The organism is Terricaulis silvestris, assembly GCF_009792355.1.
In the GTDB taxonomy this organism is placed as follows: domain Bacteria; phylum Pseudomonadota; class Alphaproteobacteria; order Caulobacterales; family Aquidulcibacteraceae; genus Vitreimonas; species Vitreimonas silvestris.
Window position 1 is genome coordinate 360,602 of sequence record NZ_CP047045.1, and the last position, 24,188, is coordinate 384,789.

At 62.6% G+C, this 24,188-nt stretch carries 19 protein-coding genes; 12 read left to right on the forward strand and 7 right to left on the reverse strand.

Annotated elements, in window-relative coordinates:
* Positions 1-44: 44 nt before the first annotated feature.
* The 8 genes from DSM104635_RS01745 (at position 45) to DSM104635_RS01780 (ending at position 10,212) form a co-directional block, all read left to right on the forward strand.
* The gene (locus tag DSM104635_RS01745) at positions 45-1,967 is read left to right on the forward strand and encodes a bifunctional 5-dehydro-2-deoxygluconokinase/5-dehydro-2-deoxyphosphogluconate aldolase (protein ID WP_158764541.1); all 1,923 of its coding nucleotides are present in this window, start codon (positions 45-47) and stop codon (positions 1,965-1,967) included.
* Complete coding sequence (iolD, locus tag DSM104635_RS01750) at positions 1,964-3,808, forward strand: 3D-(3,5/4)-trihydroxycyclohexane-1,2-dione acylhydrolase (decyclizing) (RefSeq protein WP_158764542.1); 1,845 nt, start codon at positions 1,964-1,966, stop codon at positions 3,806-3,808. Before DSM104635_RS01745 ends, iolD begins: the two co-directional genes overlap by 4 nt.
* Positions 3,805-4,695: a myo-inosose-2 dehydratase gene (gene iolE / locus DSM104635_RS01755; protein WP_158764543.1), complete on the forward strand. Its 891-nt coding sequence runs from the start codon at positions 3,805-3,807 to the stop codon at positions 4,693-4,695. Before iolD ends, iolE begins: the two co-directional genes overlap by 4 nt.
* Positions 4,696-4,709: 14 nt before the next feature.
* Positions 4,710-5,516: a 5-deoxy-glucuronate isomerase gene (iolB, locus tag DSM104635_RS01760; RefSeq protein ID WP_158764544.1), complete on the forward strand. Its 807-nt coding sequence runs from the start codon at positions 4,710-4,712 to the stop codon at positions 5,514-5,516.
* A gap of 18 nt (positions 5,517-5,534) precedes the next feature.
* On the forward strand, positions 5,535-6,881 hold the full coding sequence (locus tag DSM104635_RS01765; protein ID WP_158764545.1) for an MFS transporter: 1,347 nt from the start codon (positions 5,535-5,537) through the stop codon (positions 6,879-6,881).
* Positions 6,881-7,699, forward strand: a complete 819-nt coding sequence (locus DSM104635_RS01770; RefSeq protein WP_158764546.1) for an inositol monophosphatase family protein — start codon at positions 6,881-6,883, stop codon at positions 7,697-7,699. Before DSM104635_RS01765 ends, DSM104635_RS01770 begins: the two co-directional genes overlap by 1 nt.
* Complete coding sequence (locus DSM104635_RS01775; RefSeq protein WP_158764547.1) at positions 7,696-9,111, forward strand: alkaline phosphatase D family protein; 1,416 nt, start codon at positions 7,696-7,698, stop codon at positions 9,109-9,111. The genes DSM104635_RS01770 and DSM104635_RS01775 overlap by 4 nt, the downstream gene beginning before the upstream one ends.
* Before the next feature lie 426 nt (positions 9,112-9,537).
* Positions 9,538-10,212: a hypothetical protein gene (locus DSM104635_RS01780; RefSeq protein ID WP_158764548.1), complete on the forward strand. Its 675-nt coding sequence runs from the start codon at positions 9,538-9,540 to the stop codon at positions 10,210-10,212.
* Between the two features lie 339 nt (positions 10,213-10,551).
* Here the strand turns inward: DSM104635_RS01780 and DSM104635_RS01785 are convergent, their stop codons facing one another.
* The 3 genes from DSM104635_RS01785 to DSM104635_RS01795 are packed head-to-tail and all read right to left on the reverse strand — an operon-like array spanning position 10,552 to position 14,207.
* Positions 10,552-11,769: an acyl-CoA dehydrogenase family protein gene (locus DSM104635_RS01785; protein ID WP_158764549.1), complete on the reverse strand. Its 1,218-nt coding sequence runs from the start codon at positions 11,767-11,769 to the stop codon at positions 10,552-10,554.
* Positions 11,770-11,781: 12 nt separating this feature from the next.
* Positions 11,782-12,936: a serine hydrolase domain-containing protein gene (locus DSM104635_RS01790; RefSeq protein ID WP_158764550.1), complete on the reverse strand. Its 1,155-nt coding sequence runs from the start codon at positions 12,934-12,936 to the stop codon at positions 11,782-11,784.
* Positions 12,933-14,207, reverse strand: a complete 1,275-nt coding sequence (locus DSM104635_RS01795) for a TetR/AcrR family transcriptional regulator (protein ID WP_158764551.1) — start codon at positions 14,205-14,207, stop codon at positions 12,933-12,935. The genes DSM104635_RS01790 and DSM104635_RS01795 overlap by 4 nt, the downstream gene beginning before the upstream one ends.
* A 167-nt stretch (positions 14,208-14,374) precedes the next feature.
* Between DSM104635_RS01795 and DSM104635_RS01800 the strand changes: the two genes are divergently transcribed.
* The 4 genes from DSM104635_RS01800 to DSM104635_RS01815 are packed head-to-tail and all read left to right on the forward strand — an operon-like array spanning position 14,375 to position 19,233.
* On the forward strand, positions 14,375-16,636 hold the full coding sequence (locus tag DSM104635_RS01800; RefSeq protein WP_158764552.1) for a TonB-dependent receptor: 2,262 nt from the start codon (positions 14,375-14,377) through the stop codon (positions 16,634-16,636).
* Between the two features lie 25 nt (positions 16,637-16,661).
* Positions 16,662-17,675: an NADP-dependent oxidoreductase gene (locus DSM104635_RS01805; RefSeq protein ID WP_158764553.1), complete on the forward strand. Its 1,014-nt coding sequence runs from the start codon at positions 16,662-16,664 to the stop codon at positions 17,673-17,675.
* Positions 17,672-18,445: an SDR family NAD(P)-dependent oxidoreductase gene (locus tag DSM104635_RS01810; protein WP_158764554.1), complete on the forward strand. Its 774-nt coding sequence runs from the start codon at positions 17,672-17,674 to the stop codon at positions 18,443-18,445. Before DSM104635_RS01805 ends, DSM104635_RS01810 begins: the two co-directional genes overlap by 4 nt.
* Positions 18,442-19,233 carry an SDR family oxidoreductase gene (locus DSM104635_RS01815; protein WP_158764555.1) on the forward strand — a complete coding sequence of 264 codons (792 nt, stop codon included), beginning with the start codon at positions 18,442-18,444 and terminating at the stop codon, positions 19,231-19,233. The genes DSM104635_RS01810 and DSM104635_RS01815 overlap by 4 nt, the downstream gene beginning before the upstream one ends.
* A gap of 230 nt (positions 19,234-19,463) precedes the next feature.
* Here the strand turns inward: DSM104635_RS01815 and DSM104635_RS01820 are convergent, their stop codons facing one another.
* The 4 genes from DSM104635_RS01820 to DSM104635_RS01835 are packed head-to-tail and all read right to left on the reverse strand — an operon-like array spanning position 19,464 to position 23,096.
* On the reverse strand, positions 19,464-21,035 hold the full coding sequence (locus DSM104635_RS01820; protein WP_158764556.1) for a terminase large subunit domain-containing protein: 1,572 nt from the start codon (positions 21,033-21,035) through the stop codon (positions 19,464-19,466).
* On the reverse strand, positions 21,032-21,358 hold the full coding sequence (locus tag DSM104635_RS01825) for a hypothetical protein (protein ID WP_158764557.1): 327 nt from the start codon (positions 21,356-21,358) through the stop codon (positions 21,032-21,034). The genes DSM104635_RS01820 and DSM104635_RS01825 overlap by 4 nt, the downstream gene beginning before the upstream one ends.
* Positions 21,355-21,792, reverse strand: a complete 438-nt coding sequence (locus tag DSM104635_RS01830) for a hypothetical protein (RefSeq protein WP_158764558.1) — start codon at positions 21,790-21,792, stop codon at positions 21,355-21,357. The genes DSM104635_RS01825 and DSM104635_RS01830 overlap by 4 nt, the downstream gene beginning before the upstream one ends.
* Positions 21,789-23,096 (reverse strand): site-specific DNA-methyltransferase, encoded by a 1,308-nt coding sequence (locus tag DSM104635_RS01835; RefSeq protein WP_158764559.1) that lies wholly within the window; start codon positions 23,094-23,096, stop codon positions 21,789-21,791. The genes DSM104635_RS01830 and DSM104635_RS01835 overlap by 4 nt, the downstream gene beginning before the upstream one ends.
* Positions 23,097-24,188: the final 1,092 nt, after the last annotated feature.

Below are 24,188 nucleotides of genomic sequence, written 5' to 3' on the forward strand. Positions count from 1 at the left end.
CCGCGACGGCTTTCCGCGCGGCGCCCGAGGCGCGGAAGTTCGCAATGGCCCCGAAAGAGCGCGCGCTTGATCTGATTGCGATCGGCAGGTCTTCGGTTGATCTGTACGGCCAGCAGATCGGTGGCCGTCTCGAGGATATGGGCGGTTTCGCGAAATATGTCGGTGGCAGCCCGACGAACACTATCATCGGCGCATCGCGCCTTGGTCTCAAAACTGGCCTCGTCACCCGCGTTGGCGCCGACCACATGGGCCGCTTCATCCGCGAAGAATTGGAGCGCGACGGCGTCGATGTGCGCGGAGTCAAAAGCGATCCCGAACGCCTGACCGCGTTGGTCATCCTCGGCATCCGGGACCACGAGACCTTTCCGCTCATCTTCTATCGCGAGAACTGCGCCGACATGGCGCTTGATGAAAGCGACATCGACGAGGATTTCATCCGTTCCGCCGGCTGCGTGCTGCTGAGCGGCACGCACCTGTCGCGCAAAAACGTGTTCGCCGCCAGCCTGCGCGCCGCGAAAGCGGCCAAGGCTGCGGGCCGGCGCGTCGTCTTCGACATCGACTACCGCCCCGTGCTGTGGGGCCTCGAAGCGCGCGACAAGGGCGAGAACCGCTTCGTCGCCGACGCCAAGGTGACAGAGCAGCTCCAGCGCATTCTGCCGCTGTGCGATCTCATCGTCGGCACAGAGGAAGAGATCCACATCCTCGGCGGTTCAACTGACACCGTCGCCGCCATGCGCGCGATCCGAAAGGAAAGCGACGCGCTCATCATTTGCAAGCTGGGCGCGATGGGCTGCGCTGCATATCCAGACGCCATACCCGACACGATCGAGGAGGGCATAGTCGTACCCGGCTTCCCAGTCGAGGTATTTAACGTCCTCGGCGCCGGCGACGCATTTATGGCGGGCTTCCTGCGCGGCTGGTTGCGCGGCGAGCCGGTGGAGCGCTGCTGCACGTTTGGCAATGCGTCCGGCGCCATCGTTGTGTCGCGCCACGGCTGCGCGCCAGCGATGCCGGCTTGGGCAGAGATGGAGTACTTCCTCGCGATGAAGCAGCGCCCGCACCGGCTGCGCGAGGACAAGCAGCTCGAACACGTGCACTGGGCGGGCGTTCGGCGCGGCGTCTACGATGAACTCACGGTGTTTGCCTTCGATCACCGATCTCAGTTCGAAGATATCGCGCGCCTCTGCAATGCGGACGAGGCGGGCATCGGCGCATTCAAGACGCTGGCGTTACGTGCGCTTGACACAGTCGCCAAGCGCGACGCGCGCTTCGGCGTTCTGCTCGACGGCCGCCACGGCATGCGCGCGCTCGAAGCTGCTGCCGATCTACCGTACTGGATCGGCCGTCCCATCGAGCGGCCGCAATCATGTCCGCTTGAGTTCGACACGGGCCACGCCGATGTCGCCACCGAGATTGCGGAATGGCCGCTCAATCACGTGGTCAAGTGTCTCGTGCACTATCACCCCGATGACCCTGCCGATCTGCGTGAGCGTCAGGAACGCCAAGTCGTTCGTCTGTTCGATGCCTGCCGGTCGACACGCCACGAATTGCTGCTCGAGATCATTTGCTCAAAGAGCGGCGCGGTGAACGGCATCACTGCGACGCGCGCCATTCAACGCTTCTATGATCTCGGCGTCCGCCCGGATTGGTGGAAACTCGAACCAGGCGCGAACGCCGACAGTTGGGCGCACATTGAGCGCGCCGTCGTCACCAACGATCCCCTGTGCCGGGGCGTTGTATTGTTGGGTCTTTCGGCGCCTAAGGAAGAGTTGATCCAATCATTCGCATCCGCCGCTCGGGCGGGCATCGTCAAGGGCTTCGCGGTGGGGCGTACGATCTTCAACGAACCGGCGACGCGCTGGTTCAAAGGTGAGATCGGCGACGCCGCCGCTGTTGCTGCGATGGCGGCGAGCTTCAGCGAATTAGTCGACGCCTGGCGCGGCGCCAAGAAGGCGCATACGCGATGAAGACGGTGCGCCTCACCGCGGCGCAGGCCGCGATCCGCTATCTCGCAAACCAATACATCGAGACCGATGGCGGCGAGGTACGATACTTCGCCGGCGCCTGGGCGATCTTCGGACATGGCAATGTCGCGGGCTTAGGGGAGGCGCTCTACGCAGCGCGCGATGCGCTGCCGACCTATCGCGCTCATAACGAACAAGCCATGGCGCACGCGGCGATCGCTTACGCCAAGCAGATGCGCCGCCGCCGCGCGATGATCTGCACGACATCAATCGGTCCGGGCGCCACCAACATGGTCACGGCCGCTGCACTCGCGCATGTGAACCGACTTCCGGTGCTGCTGATGCCCGGCGACGTTTATGCCTCGCGGCGTCCTGATCCTGTGCTGCAACAGATCGAGGATTTCGGTGACGCGACGGTTTCCGCCAATGAAAGCTTCCGGCCGGTTTCGCGTTTCTTCGATCGCCTCACGCGCCCCGAGCAAATCTTGGATTCACTGCCGCGCGCGATGGCAACGCTGCTTGATCCGGTCAATTGCGGGCCCGCGACCCTCGGCTTCTGCCAGGACGTGCAGGCCGAAGCGTTCGATTATCCAGCCGCGTTCTTGGAAAAACGCGTCTGGCGTATCCGCAAACCGCAGCCTGAAGCGCGGGATGTCGATGCGCTCGCAGCGTTGCTGAAGGCATCGAAGGCGCCATTGATCATCGCAGGCGGGGGCGTGCTGTACGCCGGTGCCGAGGACGCGCTGTCGCGCTTCGCCCAAGCCACTGGCGTACCTGTCGCCGAGACCCAAGCCGGCAAAGGCGCGCTCGCGTGGAACCATTCGAGCGTACTCGGCTCGATTGGCGTCACTGGCGCCAGTGCAGCCAACGAAGCGGCGGCCGCCGCTGATGTCATCATCGCCATTGGCACGCGCCTTCAAGATTTCACCAGCGGCTCGCGCACATTGTTCGAGCGCGACGGCGCTACGCTCATCCAAGTCAATGTCGCGCCACACGACGCGCACAAGCACGGTGCTCGCGCGGTGGTGGGTGACGCGGGGGCGGTGATCGGAGCCCTCGAAGGGAAACTTGGCGGCTGGAAGACGCCCGCACCGTGGCGCGATGCCAACGTAAACCGTGTGGCGACCTGGAATGACGCCGTCGCTGCCGCGACTGCAGCGCCGAAAGGCCAAGGCAAGCCCAGTGATGCGCAAGTCATTGGCGCCGTGCAACGTGCGGCCAACGAAAGCGCCGTCGTGGTCTGCGCCGCGGGCGGCCTGCCGGGAGAACTGCACAAGCTCTGGCGAACGGGAAAGCCCGGCGGCTACCACGTTGAATACGGTTTCTCGTGCATGGGCTACGAAATCGCTGGCGGCCTCGGTGTGAAGATCGCCGCGCCAGAGCGCGACGTGTACGTCATGGTCGGCGACGGCTCGTACCTGATGATGAACTCCGAGATCGCGACGTCAGTGATGCTCGGCAAGAAGCTCACCATCGTTGCACTCGACAATCGCGGCTATGGCTGCATCAACCGCCTGCAGCGGTCCACCGGCTCGGAATCGTTCAACAACCTCCTGGCCGACGCGACGCATGAAACACTGCCGGACATCGATTTCGCTGCGCATGCTGCCAGTCTCGGTGCGATCGCCGAGAAGGTCGATAACGTTGCGGGCCTCGAGCACGCGCTCGCGCGGGCCAAGTCTGCCGACCGCACCAGCGTCATCGTTATCGACACCGACCCCATGATCACCACGGAAGCCGGCGGCTGGTGGTGGGATGTCGCGGTGCCGGAAGTGTCCGAGCGTTCACAAGTGCGCGAAGCGCGCAAGATCTACGAAAACAAGATCAAGAAGGGCGACGCATGAGCATCAGATTCGGCGTCAGCCCCATCGCCTGGGCCAATGACGACATGCCAGAACTCGGTGCCGACACGCCGCTCGAAACCATCCTCGCGGAGTCGCGCGAGATTGGCTTTGAAGGCATCGAACTTGGCGGCAAGTTTCCGCGCGAACCGAACGCGCTGAAGGCAGCACTCGCACCCTATGGCCTCGACTGCGTCGGCGGCTGGTATAGCGGCAATCTGCTGAAGCAGGACGCCGATGCCGAAATCACCGCGCTGCAGGATCATCTCAAGCTGTTGAAGGCGATGGGCTCCAAAGTCTTTGTTTTCGCTGAAACCAGCAACGCCGTGCACAGCAACAAGGCCGTGCCACTTGAAGGCACACCGCGCTTGAAGGCCAGCGACTGGGTCGAGTTCGGCGCGCGCATGACCAAGGTTGCCGACTACATCGCGGGCCAAGGCATCAAATTCGCGTACCACCATCACCTCGGCACGGTCGTAGAAAACCAAGCCGACATGGAAGCCTTCATTGCAGCCACAAGCCCGAGCGTCGGCTTCACGCTCGACACCGGCCACGCAGCGTTGGGCGACGTCAAAACCATCGACATCATCGAGCGCTTCCCCGAACGCGTCGCGCATGTTCACTGCAAGGACGTGCGCGGACCTGTCCACGCCGAAGCGCGCCGCATCGGCAAGAGCTTCCTCGATGGCGTACTCGCCGGCATGTTCACCGTGCCGGGCGACGGTAGCATCGACTTTGGCGCCGTAATGCGCGCATTGAAGGGCATCAGCTATAGCGGCTGGATCATCGTCGAAGCCGAACAGGATCCCGTCATAGCCAATCCCAAAGTATACGGCGCGATGGGTTTCTCGACGCTGAAGCGGGAAGCCGCCAAGGCCGGACTGATTTAACGGAGCAGGAGCCAATGCCCGACTTACGCGTGCGCTCGAAGCAACGGGACGATAGCGGCGCCGTGCTCACCGTGACGCCCGAAAGCGCAGGCTGGACTTATGTCGGCTTCAAAGTCGTGAAGCTCGAACCCGGCGAGAGCGCCGGAGGCGGCGAGGTGGGACGCGAAGCTTGTCTCATCGTCTTAAGCGGCCGTTGCGACATCGAAGTGGGCAAACAGCGTTTCGACAATATCGGCGAGCGCATGAGCGTGTTCGACGACATCTCGCCCGCCGCGGTCTACGCGCCAGCCGGCGTGCTCTACGCCATCACTGCACGTACGCCGCTCGAAGTCGCGATCGGCTCCGCGCCCGGCGCAGGCGGCGGCGAAGCGCGGCTCATTCCGTCGGAGCGCATCACCAAGGAAACGCGCGGTGAGGGCACGAACACACGCTACGTGCGCAACATTCTGCCCGAAACCGAAGTGGCCGATAGCCTGCTGATCGCTGAGGTGATCACGCCCGGCGGCAATTGGTCATCGTATCCGCCGCACAAACACGATCGCTTGGCGGAGCCGCACGAGTCCCATCTCGAAGAGGTGTACTACCACCGCCTCAACCCGCCGCAGGGCTTTGCCTTCCAGCGCGTCTACACTGACGACCGCTCGCTCGATGAAACGGTCAGCGTTGAAGACGGTGATGTCGTGCTGGTGCCACGCGGCTATCACCCGGTCGGCGCTCCGCACGGCTACGATCTCTACTATCTGAACATTATGGCTGGGCCGAAGCGGACTTGGATCTTCAACAACGACCCAGCGCATGCCTGGATCGCCAAGAAGAAATAAAGAAAAGGGGGGAAGCGCGTGGCGGGTGGATTACTAAAGGCGTTCGCGACAGCGGCCGACGCGCCGCTGATCGGCGATCAAAAAGAGATCGACCGCATTTTCAAGTCGACGCGCTGGCGCGTGATGTTCGCCATCACCGTCGGCTACGGGTTGATCTACACCTGCCGCCTCGCCATCGGCATGGTGAAGCCGTCAATGATAGACGCCGGCATCTTCACGCCGGCGGAGTTCGGTCTGATCGGCTCGGCGCTGTTCTACACCTACGCACTCGGCAAGCTCACCAACGGATTCTTTGCCGACCACTCCAACATGCGCGTGTTCTTGACGTTCGGTTTTCTCATGACCGCGGTCTGCAATGTCGCCATGGGCTTTGCCGACACGGTCCTCGTCGCCGCGATTGTTTGGGGGCTCAACGGGTACTTCCAAGGCTTCGGCGCGCCGGGGGGCGTCGTGGCAATGACGTCGTGGTTCTCCAACAAGGAGCGCGGCCGCGCCTACGGCCTGTGGAGCACAGCGCACTCGATCGGCGAAGGACTGACCTTCTTCGTCATCGGCTCCGTCGTTGCGTATTTTGGCTGGCGCTGGGGCTATTTCGTACCGGCGATGATCGGCTTTGGCGCCGCCGCCATGATGTGGCTCATGGTCCGCGATCGCCCGCGCACCATGGGCCTGCCCACGGTTGCGGATTGGAAGAACGATCACCTGCCCGAAAGTGAATCCTCCAAGGCTAAGAGTACGCTGGCGCTGCAATTCTCGATCTTGCGCATCCCGACGATCTGGATTCTCGCGCTGGCCAGCCTCGCCAACTACATCACGCGCTACGCCATCAACTCATGGGGGCCGCTCTACCTGCAAGAGGCGCGCGGATTTGACGAAATCGCATCCGGCACGATGCTGATGATCTCGACGCTCGCTGGCATCGCCGGGTCGCTGCTCTACGGTGTGATCAGCGACAAGTTCTTCAACGCACGGCGTCCGCCGGCCAACCTGTTGTTCTCGATCGTCGAGATTATCGGCCTTGTCCTCATTTTCTTCGGCCCCACCGACCTTGTGACGTTGACCATCGGCATGGTTCTGTTCGGCCTTGGCCTGACGGGTCTCGTCGCCTCGCTCGGTGGTTTATTTGCTGTCGATATTTGCCCCAAGCGCGTCGCTGGCGCGGCCATGGGCGTGATCGGCGTCTTCTCTTATATCGGCGCCGCCATCCAGGAGAACATCAGCGGCGTCATGATCGACCAGAGTTCGCACATGGTCGGCGCCGATCGCGTTTATGATTTCGGTCCCGTGATCTGGTTTTGGCTGGGGTCGTCGATCGTCTCCATGGTGCTCGCCGCCACACTGTGGCGCGCGAAGCTGCGCGACTGATGAGCCCGCTCCTCACCGCCATGTCCGAAGCCGCACGCGCAGCGGGCGAGGGGCTTGTGGCCGACTCCGCCCGTGTCCGCACTGAGCTGGTGGTTCAAAACAAGATCGGCCCTGATTTCGTGAGCCAGGCCGATCTACGCGCCGAAGCCACGATCAAGGCGATCCTCGCCGAGCATGCGCCGGACTACGCCTTCCACGGCGAAGAAGGCGGCCGCGTCGGCGGCGAACATTCCGATCTCACCTGGCTGGTCGATCCGCTCGACGGCACCACCAACTTCCTCTGGGGCGCGCCGCTGTTCGGCACCTGCATTGCGCTTGCGCGTGGCGATGAGGTGCTCGCAGGCGTCATCAACATGCCGGTGCTCGGCGAGTTGTTGTGGGCCGAGCAGGGCAAGGGCGCGTTTTTGAACGGCAAGCCGATCCGCGTCAGCGACAAGACGCGCATCGAAGACGCCGTCATCGCCTTCGGCATTCCGCACGCAGGGAAACCAGGCCACGACCTTTTCCGTGAAGAGATGGGCCGGCTCTCGCGCAAAGCCACCGGCGTGCGCCGCACCGGCTCTGCCGCCGTCGATCTCGCTTACGTCGCGTGCGGCCGTTGGGACGCTTACGTCGAGCGCATCGTCGCCGCATGGGACATGGCCGCAGGCGTCGGCATCATCATTGAAGCCGGCGGCGCGGCGACCGATGCCGACGGCAATCCACTGAAGCTTCACGGCGGCAGCGTCTGCGCCGGCGCGCCCGCGCTGATCGCGCCGCTCACCGCCGAAATGCGAGCCGCAGGCGCAAGTCTCGACTCAGAAAGAGCGAAAGCATGACGACACACCGCCGCTCCCTGCTGAAGCACGCTGGATTGATCGCAGCATCGTTTCCGTTCGTACCAGCAGCTTGGGCGCAAACTTTGGGCTACCCGCGCACGCTGCAGGGCCCGATGGTTGGTGCGCCGACGCCGACGTCACTTCGCGTCTGGGTGCGCACCAGCGGGACGTTCGATGTCATCCTCGAGGCGGCCACGCGCCGCGACTTCGCGGACGTCCGCGCCTCGGCGCCCATGGAGTCGAACGCCGGCAACGATTTCTGCGTCGCACCACAGATCGAGGAGCTCACGCCGGCAACGGCGTACTTCTACCGCTTCAAGTTCGACGGCGTCACCGATCGCTACCAACCGCTGCCGTACCGCACCAAGACAGCGCCACGCGGTCGCGCGCGCTTCCGTGTAGCGTTCGGCTCGTGCGCCCGGCTGCAGATTGACACCGACCAGCGCATCTTCACCGTCGCCCAGGCGCTTGAGCCAGACCTCATGTTCTTCCTTGGTGACAACATCTACGCCGATAGCGCCGAACCAGCCGCGCTCGCCGACCTCTACCGTCGCCAGCGCGAGATCGAACGTCTGAAGCCTTTCATCCGCTCAACGCCGTCTCTGGCGATTTGGGACGACCACGACTTCGCGCTCAACGACAGCGACCGCAATAATCCGATCCGCACGCAAGCGCTCGATCTCTTCAAGACGTACTGGGCCAACCCATCCTACGGCCTGCCGCAAACGCCGGGCATCTTCTTCAAGTACGAGTATGGCGGCGTCGACTTCTTCTTCCTCGATGGGCGCTACAATCGCCATCCGACCGACTACGAAGGCGCCGACAAGACCATGCTCGGCGCCGAGCAAAAGGCGTGGCTCAAGGATCAGCTCCGCGCCAGCCGTGCGCCGTTCAAGGTGCTGGTCTCGGGCGGCGGCTTCTCGAAAGCCGAACGTGGCGGCGATTCATGGGCGGTCTACACGTCTGAGCGCGACGAGCTTCTCGGCTTCATTCGCGACAACCACATCGAAGGCGTGTTCGGCATTTCTGGCGACAGCCACATGGGCGAACTGAACTGCGTGCCGCGCTCGGAACAGGGCGGCTACGATCTCTATGACTTCTGCTCGTCGCCGCTCGCCAACTTCCCTGACAGCGACTTCGTCGATCAAATGCCAGAGGTCCGCATCCGGCCGACTTACACGCGAAGCGTCAATGTGGGCCTGATGGAGTTCGATTTCGACGACGGTCCGCGCATGACTTACACACTTCACAACATGATCGGCGCACCAGCATGGGCGCCCTTGGTGTTGACGCCGGCCGACCTGCGGAACGGCGTGTCCACGTGGCGCGCCAAGATCGACCCTCGTGAACTGCAGCGGCTGGAACGCTACCGCGCCGGTGGCAGCTATTTTGATCCGGAGGGCGACGGCTAGCCACGAAGCGACGTTTGAACGGGTCTGCTCAGGGCTATTTGATTGCAACTCGGCGCGATTGGATCTGAAGTCGCCAGCGGCCGTTATGAAGGCGAGCGCAACATCCGCTATTGGGATGTTTGAGCGATGGCGACGCGCTTCCGTTGCGTCCGGTCAGGACCTGAAAACCGACGCTCGCCAATGAGGGCTCAACAGCCGCAGTCGGCGACATCGCGCCGCTCCAGCGGCCAGGGGTCACTGACCGGATCCGAGCGCGGCGGGTCATTCATGAAAATGTCGGATGGCGCACAGCTCACCCATCTCGGCCCCTTGTTAGCGTGCGCATCGTCCCGCTTTACCGGCTCGCCGCGTTATCGTGACCTTAGTCGCAGCCGGTCACGTCTCGCCTCTCCATAAAGAAGTCAAGACGCGTCAAGGAGACACGCCATGACAAAGCTCAAATACGCCGCACTCGGCATCCTGTCGGTGGTGGCCTTCGCGGCGGGAGCCGCCCAAGCACAGACGACCTTCGGCCAATGGCAAGCCGCGCCACGAGCGCAAGTCATCGCGCCGGAAGCGCAATTGGAATCGACGCCGCGCTACATCGTCACAGCGGAGCGCCTCTACGCGAATGACGAAACTGGTCGCGACTGGCCTGGGTCAGACGAAGTCTACATGGTGTTCGGGAACCGTGCGTTGAACAAGTTTGGCCACTCCACGATCTTCGGGGACTTCGACACGGGCGAAACCAGGAATATCCCCGAAGGGCGTTGGTGTCTGGCCCCACTATTCGAGCCGGTTCATCATCGGAACGGATCGCTCTACGGATGGCAGTGCGAGACGCAAGGCATCGGCGGTCCCTTCAACTTCGATGTGCAACTTTATGAATCCGATAGCGCGTGGACGCCTTCGGCTTGTTTACCCGACGATCTGCCCTCCGGCGTGGAATGCCAGGACGATTTGATCGGCGGGCGCACGATAAGCTACTCGAGCGAAGAACTGCTCGCCGCCATGCCGAACGTCGGCGATCACGTTTCTGAATCAGTGCGCCTCGGCGGCTATACCTTCACTTGGCGCGTGCAACGTATAGCGGATGCGGGGACGCCTCCTGTGATCTACTGAGAATCGGACTGACAAAAAAGGGCCGCCGGCTGTGCGACCCTTTTCTATTTTGCCGCACCCACATCCGCGCCCCTCTCGGGGCAGCGCGCCATCGGCCGGATAGGAGCGCGCCGGCCACTCGAGAAAATTGATGCGGTGACCTACGCTGGCCCATTCCTGTCGCTCGGCGAAAACACGGCAATGGCTGTTTGGCATCCGAACTCGGACGTAGCTCGTCGATCTCACTATTTCGGTATTGGGCAAATCCGGACCAGCCCTGGGCTTGGAAAAAGTCCGAAGCGGACATTCCCGTGCACGTTTAAGGCGCCGAGTGTTTTCAGAGGAATTGGCTAACAAGCACTAGAACAGCACTCTAGCCATGATGTTGCGTTGGATCTCGTTGGAGCCGCCATAGATCGAGGCGGCGCGGTCGTTGAGATATTTGAGCGGTGCGATGGCTTGCCACACCTCACCGGCGATGAAGTCGTCGTTGGGCGGGTGGTGACCAGGGACGGGGCCGCCGGGGCACGCGGCGTGGGGTTGGAAAGGTAGGGCGTAGGGACCCGCGGCTTCAAGCGCGAGTTCGGTGATGCGCTGGCTAAGTTCTGTGAAGAGCACCTTGACCATCGAGGGATCCGCCGGGCCGCGCGCCGCGCTGAGTGACAATTTGCGCTCCATCATTTCGAACGCGGCAACCTCGATCTGAGCCCGCGCAAGCTTCGCCCCGAATGCGCGATCGTCCGCCACGGCGCCGCCTGCGCCGTTCGGTGCGCTGCGCGCCGCGGCGATCGCGTCGGAGAGCAACTTGCTCAGCATCGGCGCGCCGACTTCGCCCCCGCGTTCGAACTCGAGCAAGTGCTTGGCGACCGCCCAGCCGCCGCCGATGGCGCCGACGACATTGGCTTTCGGCACGCGCACATCAGTGAAATAGATCGCGTTTTGAATGTGCTCGCCAGTCAGGGAAATGATCGGGTGCACCTCGACACCGGGCGTCGCCATGTCGATCAGAAGGAAAGTGATACCCTGTTGTGGGCGCTCGCCCGCTGTGGTGCGGACCAGGCAGAAGATCCAGTTCGCGGCGTGCGCGTAGGTAGACCACGTCTTGATGCCATTGCAGATGAAATCGTCGCCGGCGTCGTCGGCACGCATGCGCAATGACGCAAGGTCCGAGCCCGCGTCCGGTTCTGAATAACCTTGGCACCAAAAGATCTCGGCGCTCAGCGTCCTTGGCAGGAAGAACGCCTTTTGCGCGTCGGTCCCATAGTGCGTGAGAACCGGACCTATCATGCCGACGCCCATTGGAGACAAAGGCGGCGCAGCGGCGCGGGCGCGCTCCTCGGCGAAAATCATGTATTGGACTCGCGTCCAGTCGCAGCCGCCGTAAGCCTTTGGCCATGCCGGCGCGGCCCAGCCTTGTCGGTGCAGCACGCCCTGCCACTCGCGCGCGATCTCGGGATCGGCGTAGACGCTAGTCAGAAGATCGCCGGCGCGGCGGAAGCGCGGCGTGAGATGAGTTTCGAAGAAGGCGCGCACGATGTCGCGAAAGGCGTGCTCTTCGGCGCTGAATGAGAGATCCATCTCGGGCTCCGCTTAAGCGCAGGTTGAGATCGCTTGCGCCAGCGCGACGGCGCGCGCGTCACCGACCAGCTCCGGGCCCATGCGGTTCATGACGTAGGCGGCGCCAACACCCGTCGCCAAATCGGCATAGCCAAACGAACCGCCCCAACCGGTGTGACCAAACGCGCGTGGGTTGGCGCCGAAAATGCCGGTGGCATTCAGTGCAACGCCCCGACCCCACGGCACCGCGAAGCCAAGCAACAGGTCGGTACGTTCGCATTGCACCTCGCTCATCGCGGCGATTGCGGCGGGGCGGAGTAGCCGCACGCCGTGCAGTTCGCCGCCGTTTGAGACTGCACCAAACACGCGCGCGATGCCGTCGGCGGTGGCGTGGAGGTTCATGGCGGGGAGTTCAGCGTCGCGCCAGGCGCTGGTGTTGGCCTGCGCTGGATCGAGCGAGGGGTTGCTCATCGCCATCAGCGCAATCTTGGAGAGGCCAAGCGCCGCTAGATCGACTTCGATCGATGGCCCAATCATTGGCGCGATACGCGCTTCATACTTCGCGGCGTTGCCAAGATGAATGTCGGCTTCGAGCGGACGGGCGATCTGACGCGCGATGAAAGCGCCGACTCTTTCGCCCACGGCGCGGCGGAAAATTTCGCCGGCGAGGAATCCAAACGTGCCGGCATGATAGCATGTGTTTTCGCCGATCGGAAACGCCGGGGCCTGTGCGGCCAACTTCGCACAGCAGCCGTCCCAGTCGTAGATGTCTTCGGAGGCCGTTGGCGCAACGAAGCCTGGGAGGCCCACCTGGTGCGAGAGCACGTGCGAAACCGTCGCACGCTCTTTGCCGTTGGCGGCGAAGTCGGGCCAGTAGTGATAGACCGGCGCTTCGTAGTCGATCAGGCCACGGTCATGAGCAATGGCGAATGCAATCGCGACGACGCCTTTGGTGGTCGAGTAGACGTTGGCCAGCGTGTCGCGGGTCCAAACTTGTGTCCGCGCTGCGTCGCGCCAGCCGCCCCAGAGATCGACGACGCGCTGGCCGCGACGGTAGACGCAGAGCGAAGCGCCGAGGTCGCGCTGCCACTCGTCGCGTTGGAAATTTGCAGCGAAAGCATCTCGAACGGGTTCAAAGCCGGGCGCGACTTCGCCATCAATGCGGATTGCGTGAGCTGCGGTAGTCATGCGGCGAGTCCGCGGACATAAAGGCGCACCACTTCATCGCCGAGCGCGCGCGCACTTAGCGCGTCGTTCTCGCGCCGCCATTTCGGAATCCACGCGAAGAGGCCGGCGCCCGAGCGCGCGGCCGCCTGGATGTCGTCAATGTTGAGCGTGCCATCTTTGACGCCGCGCCGGCCCATGGCTTCGTAACGCTTCGAGATCCGTGTCGCACGCGCATTGAGGGAGTCACGGAGGTCGTCGGGTAGTCCGCGCAGACCCGCAAGCGGCGCAAGCGGCGAAAGCGAGCCAGCTTGAGCCTGGGTGTTGAGGTGAACACCGATCACGGTTTGCTCGAGACCAGTTTGGCCGAGTTTTTCCGCGCGCGCGGTGATGGCGTCGTAGAGATCGAATGCGCGCTCGTAGCAGCCGCGCACGAGATCGGTTTTATCCTCGAAATAGTGGTAGAGCGCGCCCTTGGTGGCGCCGAGTTCGGCGGTGATGTCGTCCAACGAAACGCCGTCGATGCCGCGACGGCCGAATAGGCGAGAGGCCGTGGCAAGCAGCGTTTCTATTTTTGCGGCCGCCGCCGCATCGCGGTCGAACAGGTTATCGTAGTGCGTCCGCAGCTCGTTCACATCGACATGGACCGGCGGCACTTGCACGCCGGGCGCGCCGACGCCGCGTCTCAGTAACTCAAGCACCTGAACCGAATCGCGGGCGCGCTGTTCGGTTTCCTGCGAGTTGAGCCAGGTCGGCGTGATCTGGATCCAGGAGACGAAACCGGTGATAGTCTGCGCCATGGCTTCGGCGTCGCAGGGGCGAATGGAGCCGTCTTCGACGCCCCGCTCGATGAAGCCGCGCAACGCGCGCGTGTTACGCGCGGCGGCGCGCGCGATGATCTGGCGCTGCGCTGGTTTCAGATGTTCAACCTCGCTCAGCACCGCGACAGGCGTGCGTTCCGGCGTGAGCGCACGGCGGGCGAAGGCGAGCGTTTTTTGCAGACCGTTGCCGCCGTCTTCGTCGGCGGCTTCTAGGTCGCCGGCCGCGATCTGGCAGGCGCGTTCGTAAGTCTGGAACACCAGGTCGTCGCGCTCGTCGAAGTAATAATAGAGCGCCGCGCGCGTGACCTGCATTGCCGCGGCGACGTCGGCGATGCCAGTCGATGCGATGCCGCGCTCGTTGAAAAGACGTGCGGCCTGATCGAGAGCCACCTCGCGCTTCGACGCGCGCTTGGCCGCGAGGCCGGGACGCGCCTGCGCGGAGTGTTTCTCGTGCTTCTGGCCCGGCTTGGCCACGAACTGCTCCTGTCATCAACGTAGTCGAACATACTCCAACGTCAAAAACGTTGACAAGCGTTATTTGGACGTGCAGACATGGAAACATACGCTGGTGTCAAATTTCCGCGAAGCCGGGAAAGCACAAGTGAAACGGCAGGTTACGCCGTTGAGGGAGGAGGGTTTCGATGTCGATCCATGCGCGCGGCCGGTTCTGGGGAACAGCGGCTTCGGTGTTTGCCTTGATGTGGTGCGCCGGAGCACCGGCGATGGCGCAAGAGAGTGACGACAGCGACGAAATCATCGTCACAGCGCAAAAGCGTGAGCAGAATGTGCTCGACGTTGGCATCGCGGTGCAGTCGCTGTCGCAAGAGACGCTGACAGAGCAGCGCATCGAGCAATTGCGCGATCTGAACGCTGCATTGCCGAACGTTTCGATCAAGGAGCAGATTCCGGGCGCTATTCCGGTGATCGCCATACGGGGCGTCGGCCTCGACGATTTTAGCTCCACCAACAATCCGGCTGCCGGTATCTACATCGACGAAGTGCCGCTTTCGTCGCTCGCGCTGATGAGTTTCGATTTCTTTGACCTCGAGCGCGTCGAGGTAGTGCGCGGCCCGCAGGGCACGCTTTACGGCCGCAACACGACGGCTGGCGCTATCAACGTGCTGAGCGCGCGTCCCGCGGATCATTTCGAGGCGCGCCTATTCGGCGGCTACGGCAGTTTCGAACGCGCGGAGGCCGAAGCGATGCTCAACCTGCCACTCGGACCGAACGCGGCATTCCGCGTTTCGGGCCGGTATGTGGATCAGGGCGAGGGGTTCTGGGAAAGCCGGTTGCTGCCAGGCGAAACCATTGGCGAGCACAATGCTTGGCAAGCGCGCGCGCAACTCGCGGTTAGCTTGGGCGAGAATTGGGATGCGAATCTCAAGATCGAGGGACTGCGCCAGCGTTCGGAAATGGGATTTGGCGAACATTTCGGCACAGTCAGTTTCCTGACCGGTTCGCCACCGAACTTCACCTGTGATCCGGTGCTGGCCGGCCAACTCGATCCGACGCAATGTACGGATTTTCTTGGCTACACCGACACCGACGGCGATCCTTTCACCGGCGACTGGGTGCGGCAAAACCAATACGACATCGATCAGACCAACACGACGGCGCGCATCGAAGGTGATCTCGGTTTCGCCACGCTGACGTCTGTCACCGGCTACATCGATTTCGAGCGCGATTTTTACACCGATCCCGACGCGTCACCGGCGCGCCAGTTCGAGTTCAATCAGCTCGATTGGGTAAAGCAGTTCACGCAGGAAGTGCGGCTGAGCGGCGAGCATGATGGGCTAGATTGGATCGTTGGCGCGTTTTATTCGAGCGACGACATAACGCTGCGCACGCCCGGTTTCCTCGATGACCTATTCGGCACCGAAGTCCTTATCAGCGCTGATCAGGAATCGACGTCGCTTGCGGCGTTCGGCCAGGCCGAATGGGCGTTGACGGACCGCATCGATCTCATCACCGGCGTTCGCTTCACAACGGAGGAGAAAGACTATGTTGGCGGCACGCTGGATCAGAACCCGTTCGGGCTGAGCGCACTGGTGGCGATGAATCCCACGTGTCCAGGCGCTGCGCTGCCGTGCCAACTTTCGTTTGCCGACATCGGCATAGAGGACGAATTCGTCTCCTGGCGCGCTGGCCTCGACTATCGCGTGAACGCAGACACGCTGCTCTATGCAAGTGTCTCGCGTGGGCAGAAGAGCGGCGGTTTTTTCACCGGCGTCACGCAAACGGATGCGCAGCTTGTGCCGTACGCTCCTGAAGAACTTACCGCATACGAGGTCGGCCTCAAGTGGCATGGCCCGAGCCTGCGCGCTGAACTCTCCGCGTTCTATTATGACTACTCCGACCTGCAGACCTTCATCCGTGTCGATCTCGGGCTGATTTCTGTTCAGGCGCTCGGCAACGTGCCGGAGGCGGAGATATCTGGGTTCGAAGCGTCGCTGGCGTGGGAGCCCACTGAGAACCTGACGCTCCAGGCCGGCCTCGGCTTGCTAGAAACCGAACTTGGCGCATTCGAAACGACAGGCGGTCCGATCCCCGCCGGCAACGAGATTCCAAACGCGCCGGGCATGAGCTTCAATGCGCGCGCCATTTATGAATGGAATGTCGGTTCGAACCTCCTGGCCCGCGCGCAAGTCGGTGCGGACTATGCCGACGGCATGTTCAAGGATGCGCTCAACGATCCGATCATCGCGGCGGAGTCGTATTGGTTGTTCGATGCGCGCCTCGGCGTCGGCTCGATGGATGGCAACTGGGAAGTCGCGCTCTGGGGCTCAAACCTCAGCGACGAGCAATACGTCGTGCAAGGTTTGAACTCCGGCCTTGGCGCCGGCAACCGCAACTATAACGCCCCACGCAGGTACGGCGTGAGCGTGTCGAGACAGTTCAACTAAAGCGGTCCACCTGAAGGAATCCGCGATGACTCAACTCGTCAATCGCCAGCTCAAGCTTGCGCGCCGGCCCGAAGGGCGCGTCTCGCTCGACGATTTCACGCTCGAGGAAAGCGCGCCACCGTCGCCGCCGGAGGGCGCGGTGCTGGCGCGCACTCTGTTTCTCTCTGTCGATCCGACCAACCGCGTCTGGATGAAAGACGTGCCGCAATACATGCCGCCGGTGGCGATCGGCGAGGTCATGCGCTCCGGCGGCTTGGCGGAAGTGGTGCAATCCAATATTGACGGCTACGCGACCGGCGATCTCGTCTTCGGCATGACCGGTTGGCAGGATTATTCGGTGCTGAAGCCGGGCGGCGCGCTGGGTCTCACGAAAATTCCGAGCGTGGCGGGACTCGCACCGGAGAAGTTTCTCGGCGTTTGTGGTCCGAACGGGGTCACCGCTTACGTCGGTATGATCGACGTCGCGGCGGTTGGACCTGGCGACACGGTCGTCGTCACCGCAGCTGCCGGATCCGTTGGCTCAGCCGCCGGGCAGATCGCAAGGCTAAGAGGCGCGCGCGTCATTGGTGTTGCCGGTGGCGCCGAGAAATCGCGCAAGCTTGTCGAAGAGTACGGCTTCGACGCTGGCGTTGACTATCGCGCCGAGGATTTCCGCGCACAGCTGAAGGCTGCGACGCCCGACGGCGTCGACGTTTTGTTTGAGAATGTCGGCGGCGAGATTATGGAAGCGGCAATCGCGCGCATGAACGCCCGGGGCCGCATAGCGCTTTCAGGCATGATCTCGATCTACAATGGCAAAGGCGGCACGCGCTACGATTGGGCGCCGATCATGGCCAGGCGCCTCAAGCTGCAAGCGTTCAATCTGATCGACTGCGCGGAAATTTGGCCGCGCGCTGCGCGCGAACTCGCGGGCTGGGTGCGCGAGGGCAAGATCAAGGCGGAAGAAACCATTGTCGACGGCCTGACCAACGCGCCGGACGCGCTCAACATGCTGTTCGACGGCGCCAATGTCGGGAAGCTTCTGGTGCGCGTCGCATGAGCGGACGCTTCTCTGGCAAGATCGCGCTGATCACGGGCGCTGCATCGGGGATCGGGGCGGCCTTCGCGCGATTGGCTGTGGCTGAAGGCGCGGAAGGCTTGGCATTGCTCGATCGTGATTCGAATCGGCTGTCCGCGTTGGCAGAAGTGCTCGAGCGACCGACCGTTCTCGCTGGCGGTGATGTCGGCGATGTCGCGCTTTGGGCGGATTTTGAAGCGCGCATCGGCGCTCGGTTCGGCCGGATTGAGCTGGCGCTCGCCAATGCCGGAATTGGACATCCGATGATGCCGATCGCCGAACTCGAGCCGGAGATGTGGTCGCGCGTGATCAACGTAAATCTCACGGGGGCGTTTCTAACGCTACGCACGGCGCTCCGGCTGATGAACGACGACGGCGCGATCGTTCTAGTGTCGTCTTCCATGGGCGTGAAACCGTCGCCGAACACGGCGGGCTACGGCGCCTCGAAGGCGGCGCTCATTCACCTCGCGAAGATCGCTGCGCTGGAAGCCGCGCCGCGCGGCATCCGTGTCAACGCGATCGCTCCGGGCGGCGTGGAGACGCCGCTCTTCCGTGATGCCGATTTCTTCAAAGGGCTTATTAAGCAAACCGGCAGCGAAAGGAGTGCATTCGACACTCTGGCGTCGCGCACGCCGCTCGGACGCTACGCCAGCGCGGAGGAGACCGCCGGCCTGATCGCATTTCTGATGAGTGACGCCGCCGCGCAAGTCACCGGCGCCAATTTTGTCGCCGACGCGGGGATGACTCTATGAGTGCGTTGCAATCGTTGTTTGGCCTTGATGGCAAGGTCGCGCTCGTCACGGGCGGCGGCCGCGGCATTGGTCGCATGATCACGGAGGGGTTTATCGCCGCCGGCGCCGCGCGTGTCTATATCGCCTCGCGCGATGCTGACGCGTTGGCGCGGGCGGCGGACGAGATCGCGTCGGATGGGCGATGCATCGCGCTGCCTGCGAATCTTGGAACCGATGCCGGGTGCGTTGCGCTTGCCGAGGAAATTTCCATGCGAGAAGGCAAGCTCGACATCTTGGTGAACAATTCGGGCGCGTCGTGGCTGGCGCCGTTCGAAACCTATCCCGAAGCGGCCTGGGACAAGGTGTTTCAACTCAATCTGAAAGCCCCATTTTTTCTCGCCCGCGCACTCGCGCCGAGCCTCGAGAAGGCAGCCAGCGGCAGCGAAACTGCGCGGATCATCAACATTGGGTCCGTCGCCGGCGAGATCGCGGAATCGATGAGCACCTACGCCTATGGTCTGTCCAAAGGTGCGCTGCATCACTTGACGCGGATGCTAGCCAAGGAGTTCGCCGCGCGTGGCATCGCGGTCAACGCCATCGCGCCAGGCCGCTTTCCAAGCAAGATGACCAAATCCGTGCTGGAGGATCGCGCACGCTATGAAGCCGAACTCGCTAGCATCCCGCTCTGTCGCTGGGGCACGTCCGACGATATGGCGGGGGCATCTCTCTTCCTAGCTTCGCGCGCGGCAGGTTACGCAACCGGCGTGATCCTCTATCTCGACGGCGGCGTCACGCTGACCTCTGGCTAATGTCCAAATCAATGTCCGCTCATGGGAAGCATACAGCGAAGGTCCAGTCCTGGGATGTTTCGGAGATGTGAGGGCGAAGGTCTTCCGTCCGAACTTCAACCAAAACCAGCCGCTGGTTGGAGAATGCTCAGTGGCCACACTCGGCGAATGCGTGCCGTCAAAGAATTTTGACGGGATGGCCCGAATCCGCTGCAAGACCGCCGCTTGCAGCGTTGCCGAAGCGCCTTCCTTCAGAACATCCCCACAGTCGTTCCAGATTGGGCAATGTTGCCGACCTGGCGAACGCGATAGCGTGTGTCATCACAAGCGTGATCCTCCGCGTTTTTATCTGGCCGGTCTAAATCGCTTTCATCGCGCGCCATGGTTGGCACCGTGCGCAGGAAGCCATCCTTGCAGAGCTCGGTGACGAACAGGCCCTGAAATTCACGCGGGCGCCCGTCCTTGTTGGGATGGGCTTGCTTCATCATCTTGCGCATCATTTCGCAGCCGCCCACCACCGAGCCGTCGCGCTTGTCGGCCGGGATCCATTGGACGCCAGGATAGGTGCTATCGCCGATGCGCACTGGCCGGCTCATGTCTTGGGCGATGGAAACGCCATTCTCAAAGTTGAAGATGGCGCTATCGGCTGGACCCATGCGTACGACGTCATAGATATTCCAGGCCAGCTCCCGCTCGACGATGCCGCGGGCAATGTCGACCGCGAGCATGCGCTTGCCCTGGTTGGGCTGGCCGGTCCAACCGTACCATTCCTGCATCCGGAAGATGTCGCCCTTCACGGTCGAGCGCCACAGGCCGGCGATCTTCACATCCGAGCCGTCGGACTCAGCCCACCAGGCGACGCTGAAGGGCGCTGACGAACCCCAGTCAAACGAACGATTGATCCGCCACGATTTCGGCGGCTGAAACTGCGGCACGATGTTGTGGCGCCGATCCCAAACGTCATCGAACAGCCCACCAGCGACCACATCCCAATCGCCATCGAGCCAGGCCTTGGCCATCGCCGGGTTCGAGGCGGCGCTGATGATGGTTTGCTTGTAGAGCGGGTCGGCTTTCAGCAGCACATGGTTTTCATCGATGTGGCCGTGGATGGCGGCGCGGCTATGCTGGCGCCTGCCATCGGGGCCAATAGGATCCAGCACGATTGAGGTTTTCCACCAGCGCCCTGCAAGCTCATAGCGCTGCTTCACCCAATTGTGCCCCGGGCCGTACGGGTTGGTGGTGGCCCGTACCATTTTTGGAACGCCCATCGTTGCGCTGCGGCAGCACGCCATCATGCGCGTGAAGCATTCATCACTCGGCCAATTGGTCAGCTCTTCCCAGCCGATGAACGGGTATTCGTGACCGTGATAGTTCAGATAATCTTCTGGCCGCGCCATGTGGCGAAACAACAGCCGCTCGCCGCCGGGAAAGGTCCAGGTCATCGCCGAGCGATTGAAGCGCGCGCCAGGAAAAATGCGCGGAAACCATTTTTCCGATTTGGCGACGATGTCGGCTAGTTGCGGATAGGATTGGCGAAGGATGATCCCCGCCCAGGCGCGGCCGAAGCCTTTGCCGACGTGCTGGGCGTAGCTCATCAACAGCGTGTCGGTTTTTCCAGGTCCCCGGGTGCCATGATAGAGCGCTTCGAAATAGGTGCAGCTCATGAAGGCTTCTTGCGAGCCGTTGGTCTGCAGCGGCGCCCACACCACCTCCTTACCGCCGATGTTGCGGGTAGGGGGCGTGCGCGCGGCGTTCTCTCTTTCGCGCGCGAGGTTTTCGTCAAATGCGCGCGCTTCCTCGGTGGTGGGCGTGTACTCGGTCATGAGCGATCCTCGTCATCGTCTCGCGCCGGCGGCGTTGCATTCGCATTGCGCGCGGCTTCGCGCGCGGCCCAATCCTCGTTGGAAAGCAGCGTCGGCGCGAGCAACACGCCTTGATGTTCGCTGGCGCCGATCTGAGCGAAGAAGTCCTTGAGCGCGTTCTCGGCCGCGAGATCGGGCTTCATCATTTTCAGCTTCAGGCAGAACACGACGTACTGAACCAGATTCATGAGCTGGACTTCATCGCCCACTTGAACCGGGCGCTTGCGCAGCGCCATTTCGCGGACAATCGTCTTTCTGTTGCGCGCGCGTTTGGGTCGACTCATGGCTTGCTCTCGCCCTTGGCCAGCGCTGCACTTGCTGCATCGATTTGGCGCTGGCTCCATTCCGTGCCGCCGTGGCGCTCAATCAGCAGCCTGGCGACTTCAAGCGTCATCCCCGGCGGGCAAACCACCACGTTGGTGCGCGCCGCCATTTCCACGACGCCCGCCTCAAGGCATTCCTTCAGAATGTGCCGCGCTGAGCGGACATTGTTTTTCGCCTTGGCGACGTGGGCGGCGAACGCAATCTCGAACGCCGATTCCTGGCGCTCGACGCCGTTCGCATCACGAAGCCCCATCGGCCCGTAGAATTCCGCGTGCGGATCGATTTTGGCCTGGGCCGGCGCCTTGCGCTTGCCGGACTTGCCGCGGCGGCCATGGATGCAGCCACAGCCGGTGAAAGTGCCGTTGGCGCGCCGCTCTGGTGTGTTGGCGCTCATGACTGCGCCTCCACGGCTTCAGCTTGGCGCTGTGCGGCGACAGCCTCAAAGGACGCGCCGGTGGCTTCCAGCGTGGCGCTGAGCCCGCACACGGCCAGCATGCGCCGGACAATCACATCACAATAGAACACATCGATTTCGATGCCGGCGCCGATGCGGCCGGTCTTATGCGCCGCGACCAACGTGGTGCCGGAGCCCGCGCACGGATCCAACACCAGCGCGCCTCGCTTTGAGCAATCTCGAATGGCGTCAGCCACCAAAGCGGTGGGCTTGACGGTGGGGTGCAATTTCAGATTTTCGCGCTCGGCGCCAAAACCGTTGACGCCGGCATAGTGCCAAACGTTGCTGCGGTTGCGGCCATAGCGACCAAGTTGAATGTTGTTGGTGTGCGCCCCAGCGCCGCTCTTGAACACAAAAATCAATTCATGCTGACTTCTATACAGCGAGCCCATGCCGGCGTTGGTCTTGGTCCAAACGACAAGATTTTTGAGTTCGGTATAGGCGGCCTTTCCGGCGGCGTGCATTTCGCCGATGTGCCGAAAATCCATGCATTGAAAATGGATCGATCCGTCCTTGGAAAAGGCGGCGAGGTGACGAAAGATAATAGTGAGGAAGCTGGTGAACTCAGCCTCGGACATTTCACCGCGCGCCATCGCAAAGTCGCGATGCTTGACGGCGCCAGCGCCGCCTATGTGGCCATCAGTAGGTACATTGAACGGGAGGTCGGCGAACACCAGAGCGGCGCGCGCTTCGCCTAGGAGCTTCGCGTAGGTTTCAGCTTTGGTTGAATCACCGCAGATAAGCTTGTGCGAACCGCTAAGCCACACATCGCCCGGGCGGGTCACCGCGCGCGCTTCCAACGCCGGCAGCGCGTCAGCCGCATCACCGGCGGCTTCGAATGCGCCGAGCACGACATCAATTTCTGGCGCCGCAAAGCCGGTCAGCGATAGATCGAAATCAAGCTCTTCGAGATACTTGAATTCGATCGCCAGCAGTTCGCGGCTCCAGCCCGCGTTTTCGGCCAGCTTGTTGTCCGCGATGACATAGGCGCGAAGCTCGGCTTCGCTCATCCCCGACAGCAGAATGGTTGGTAGGGCGGTAAAGCCAAGCAGCTTCGCGGCGGTCAAGCGGCCATGGCCGGCGATCACGCCGTTGGACTCATCCACCAGCAGCGGTTGGGTGAAACCTGACCGCGTGATGCTGTTGACGAGTTGCTGAATTTGCTCTGGCGGGTGCGTGCGCGGATTTCCCGCGCGCGGGCGCAACGCCTCAATGGGTTTGTAGACAATTTTTAGCTTACGCATGCGCGCTCCGACAGCTTCGGAGCGCGCCAACGCAAATAGCGACGTGCTCCGAGGTTTACTCGAACCACGCCGTCCGCATCACGCTTTGGCTTGGGGCCTTTTCGGCCGGGCTTCAGGCATCACGCAAGCCGCCCGGTCTGCAACGGCGGCGCTGAAGCATCACGCAACCTCGCCGTTTCACCCGTCTCAGGTTGACGACAATATAGCGATTATCCACAGGGCGTTCAACCGGTATTTGCGAGGCCAAACACCTGAAACCGCGGCGGAATATCCAGTTCTCGGGCGTTTATGCGCCTGTTCCTGCACTTAATTCGCGCGGGCCAAATGGCCTATTTTAAAGGGAAATCTCAGCGCTGGAGTGCGAAAACCCAGCAAAATAGCGATTTCACCCCGGTATTCGCCTGTTTAAACAGGCTTTGGGCCAGATACCGGTTCGCTCCGGACTGCCCACACCGCCACCCAGTCATCGCCTTTCCCACTGAGTGAAGTCCAAGTGGTGTAAGCCCCGGCAATGTCGCGCGTTTTCTCAGTGCGCGCAGTCTCCGCAGCCGGGTAGTGCGTCGATTTCGGGCTCGAACGCGGCCTTTGTCTCCTTCCGCAAGAGAAGCAGGTGGGTTTCGCCCGTCTCGGTTTGCGGTTCGCGCTCGACTGCGTGCGTGAGGAAGAGGCGCCGCGCGCCGAGAAGAGACGCCGCTGCGCGCTCCAGTCCAAGGGCAGGTCGGCGCGGCAGAGCTGGTCGAGCGTGAGGCCGGGGCGCTGACGGCCGTCCAGGATTTCGCGGATCAAGTCGGGCGCAAGATAAGCAAGGCGCACAAACCGATGCAGGCTGGTCTGCGTCATGCCTTCCTCGCGTGCGAGCGCAGTGCTCGTCGCATAGTCGCCGCGCAACAAAAGCTCGCGCCAGCGCCATCCTTTCGCGAGTGCGCGAATGAGCGCGGGATCAGGTGCGGGGGCGTCCAACACCCGCCGGCGAGTAGAAATTCTCAGACCGTGGCGATCGCTTTGGGGCAAAGGCGACGTTCGCTAGCGCTCGCATCGGCGTCACAGCGGACGTCACGCGCGAGGTCTGAACGCCAACGCGCTTCGATCGCC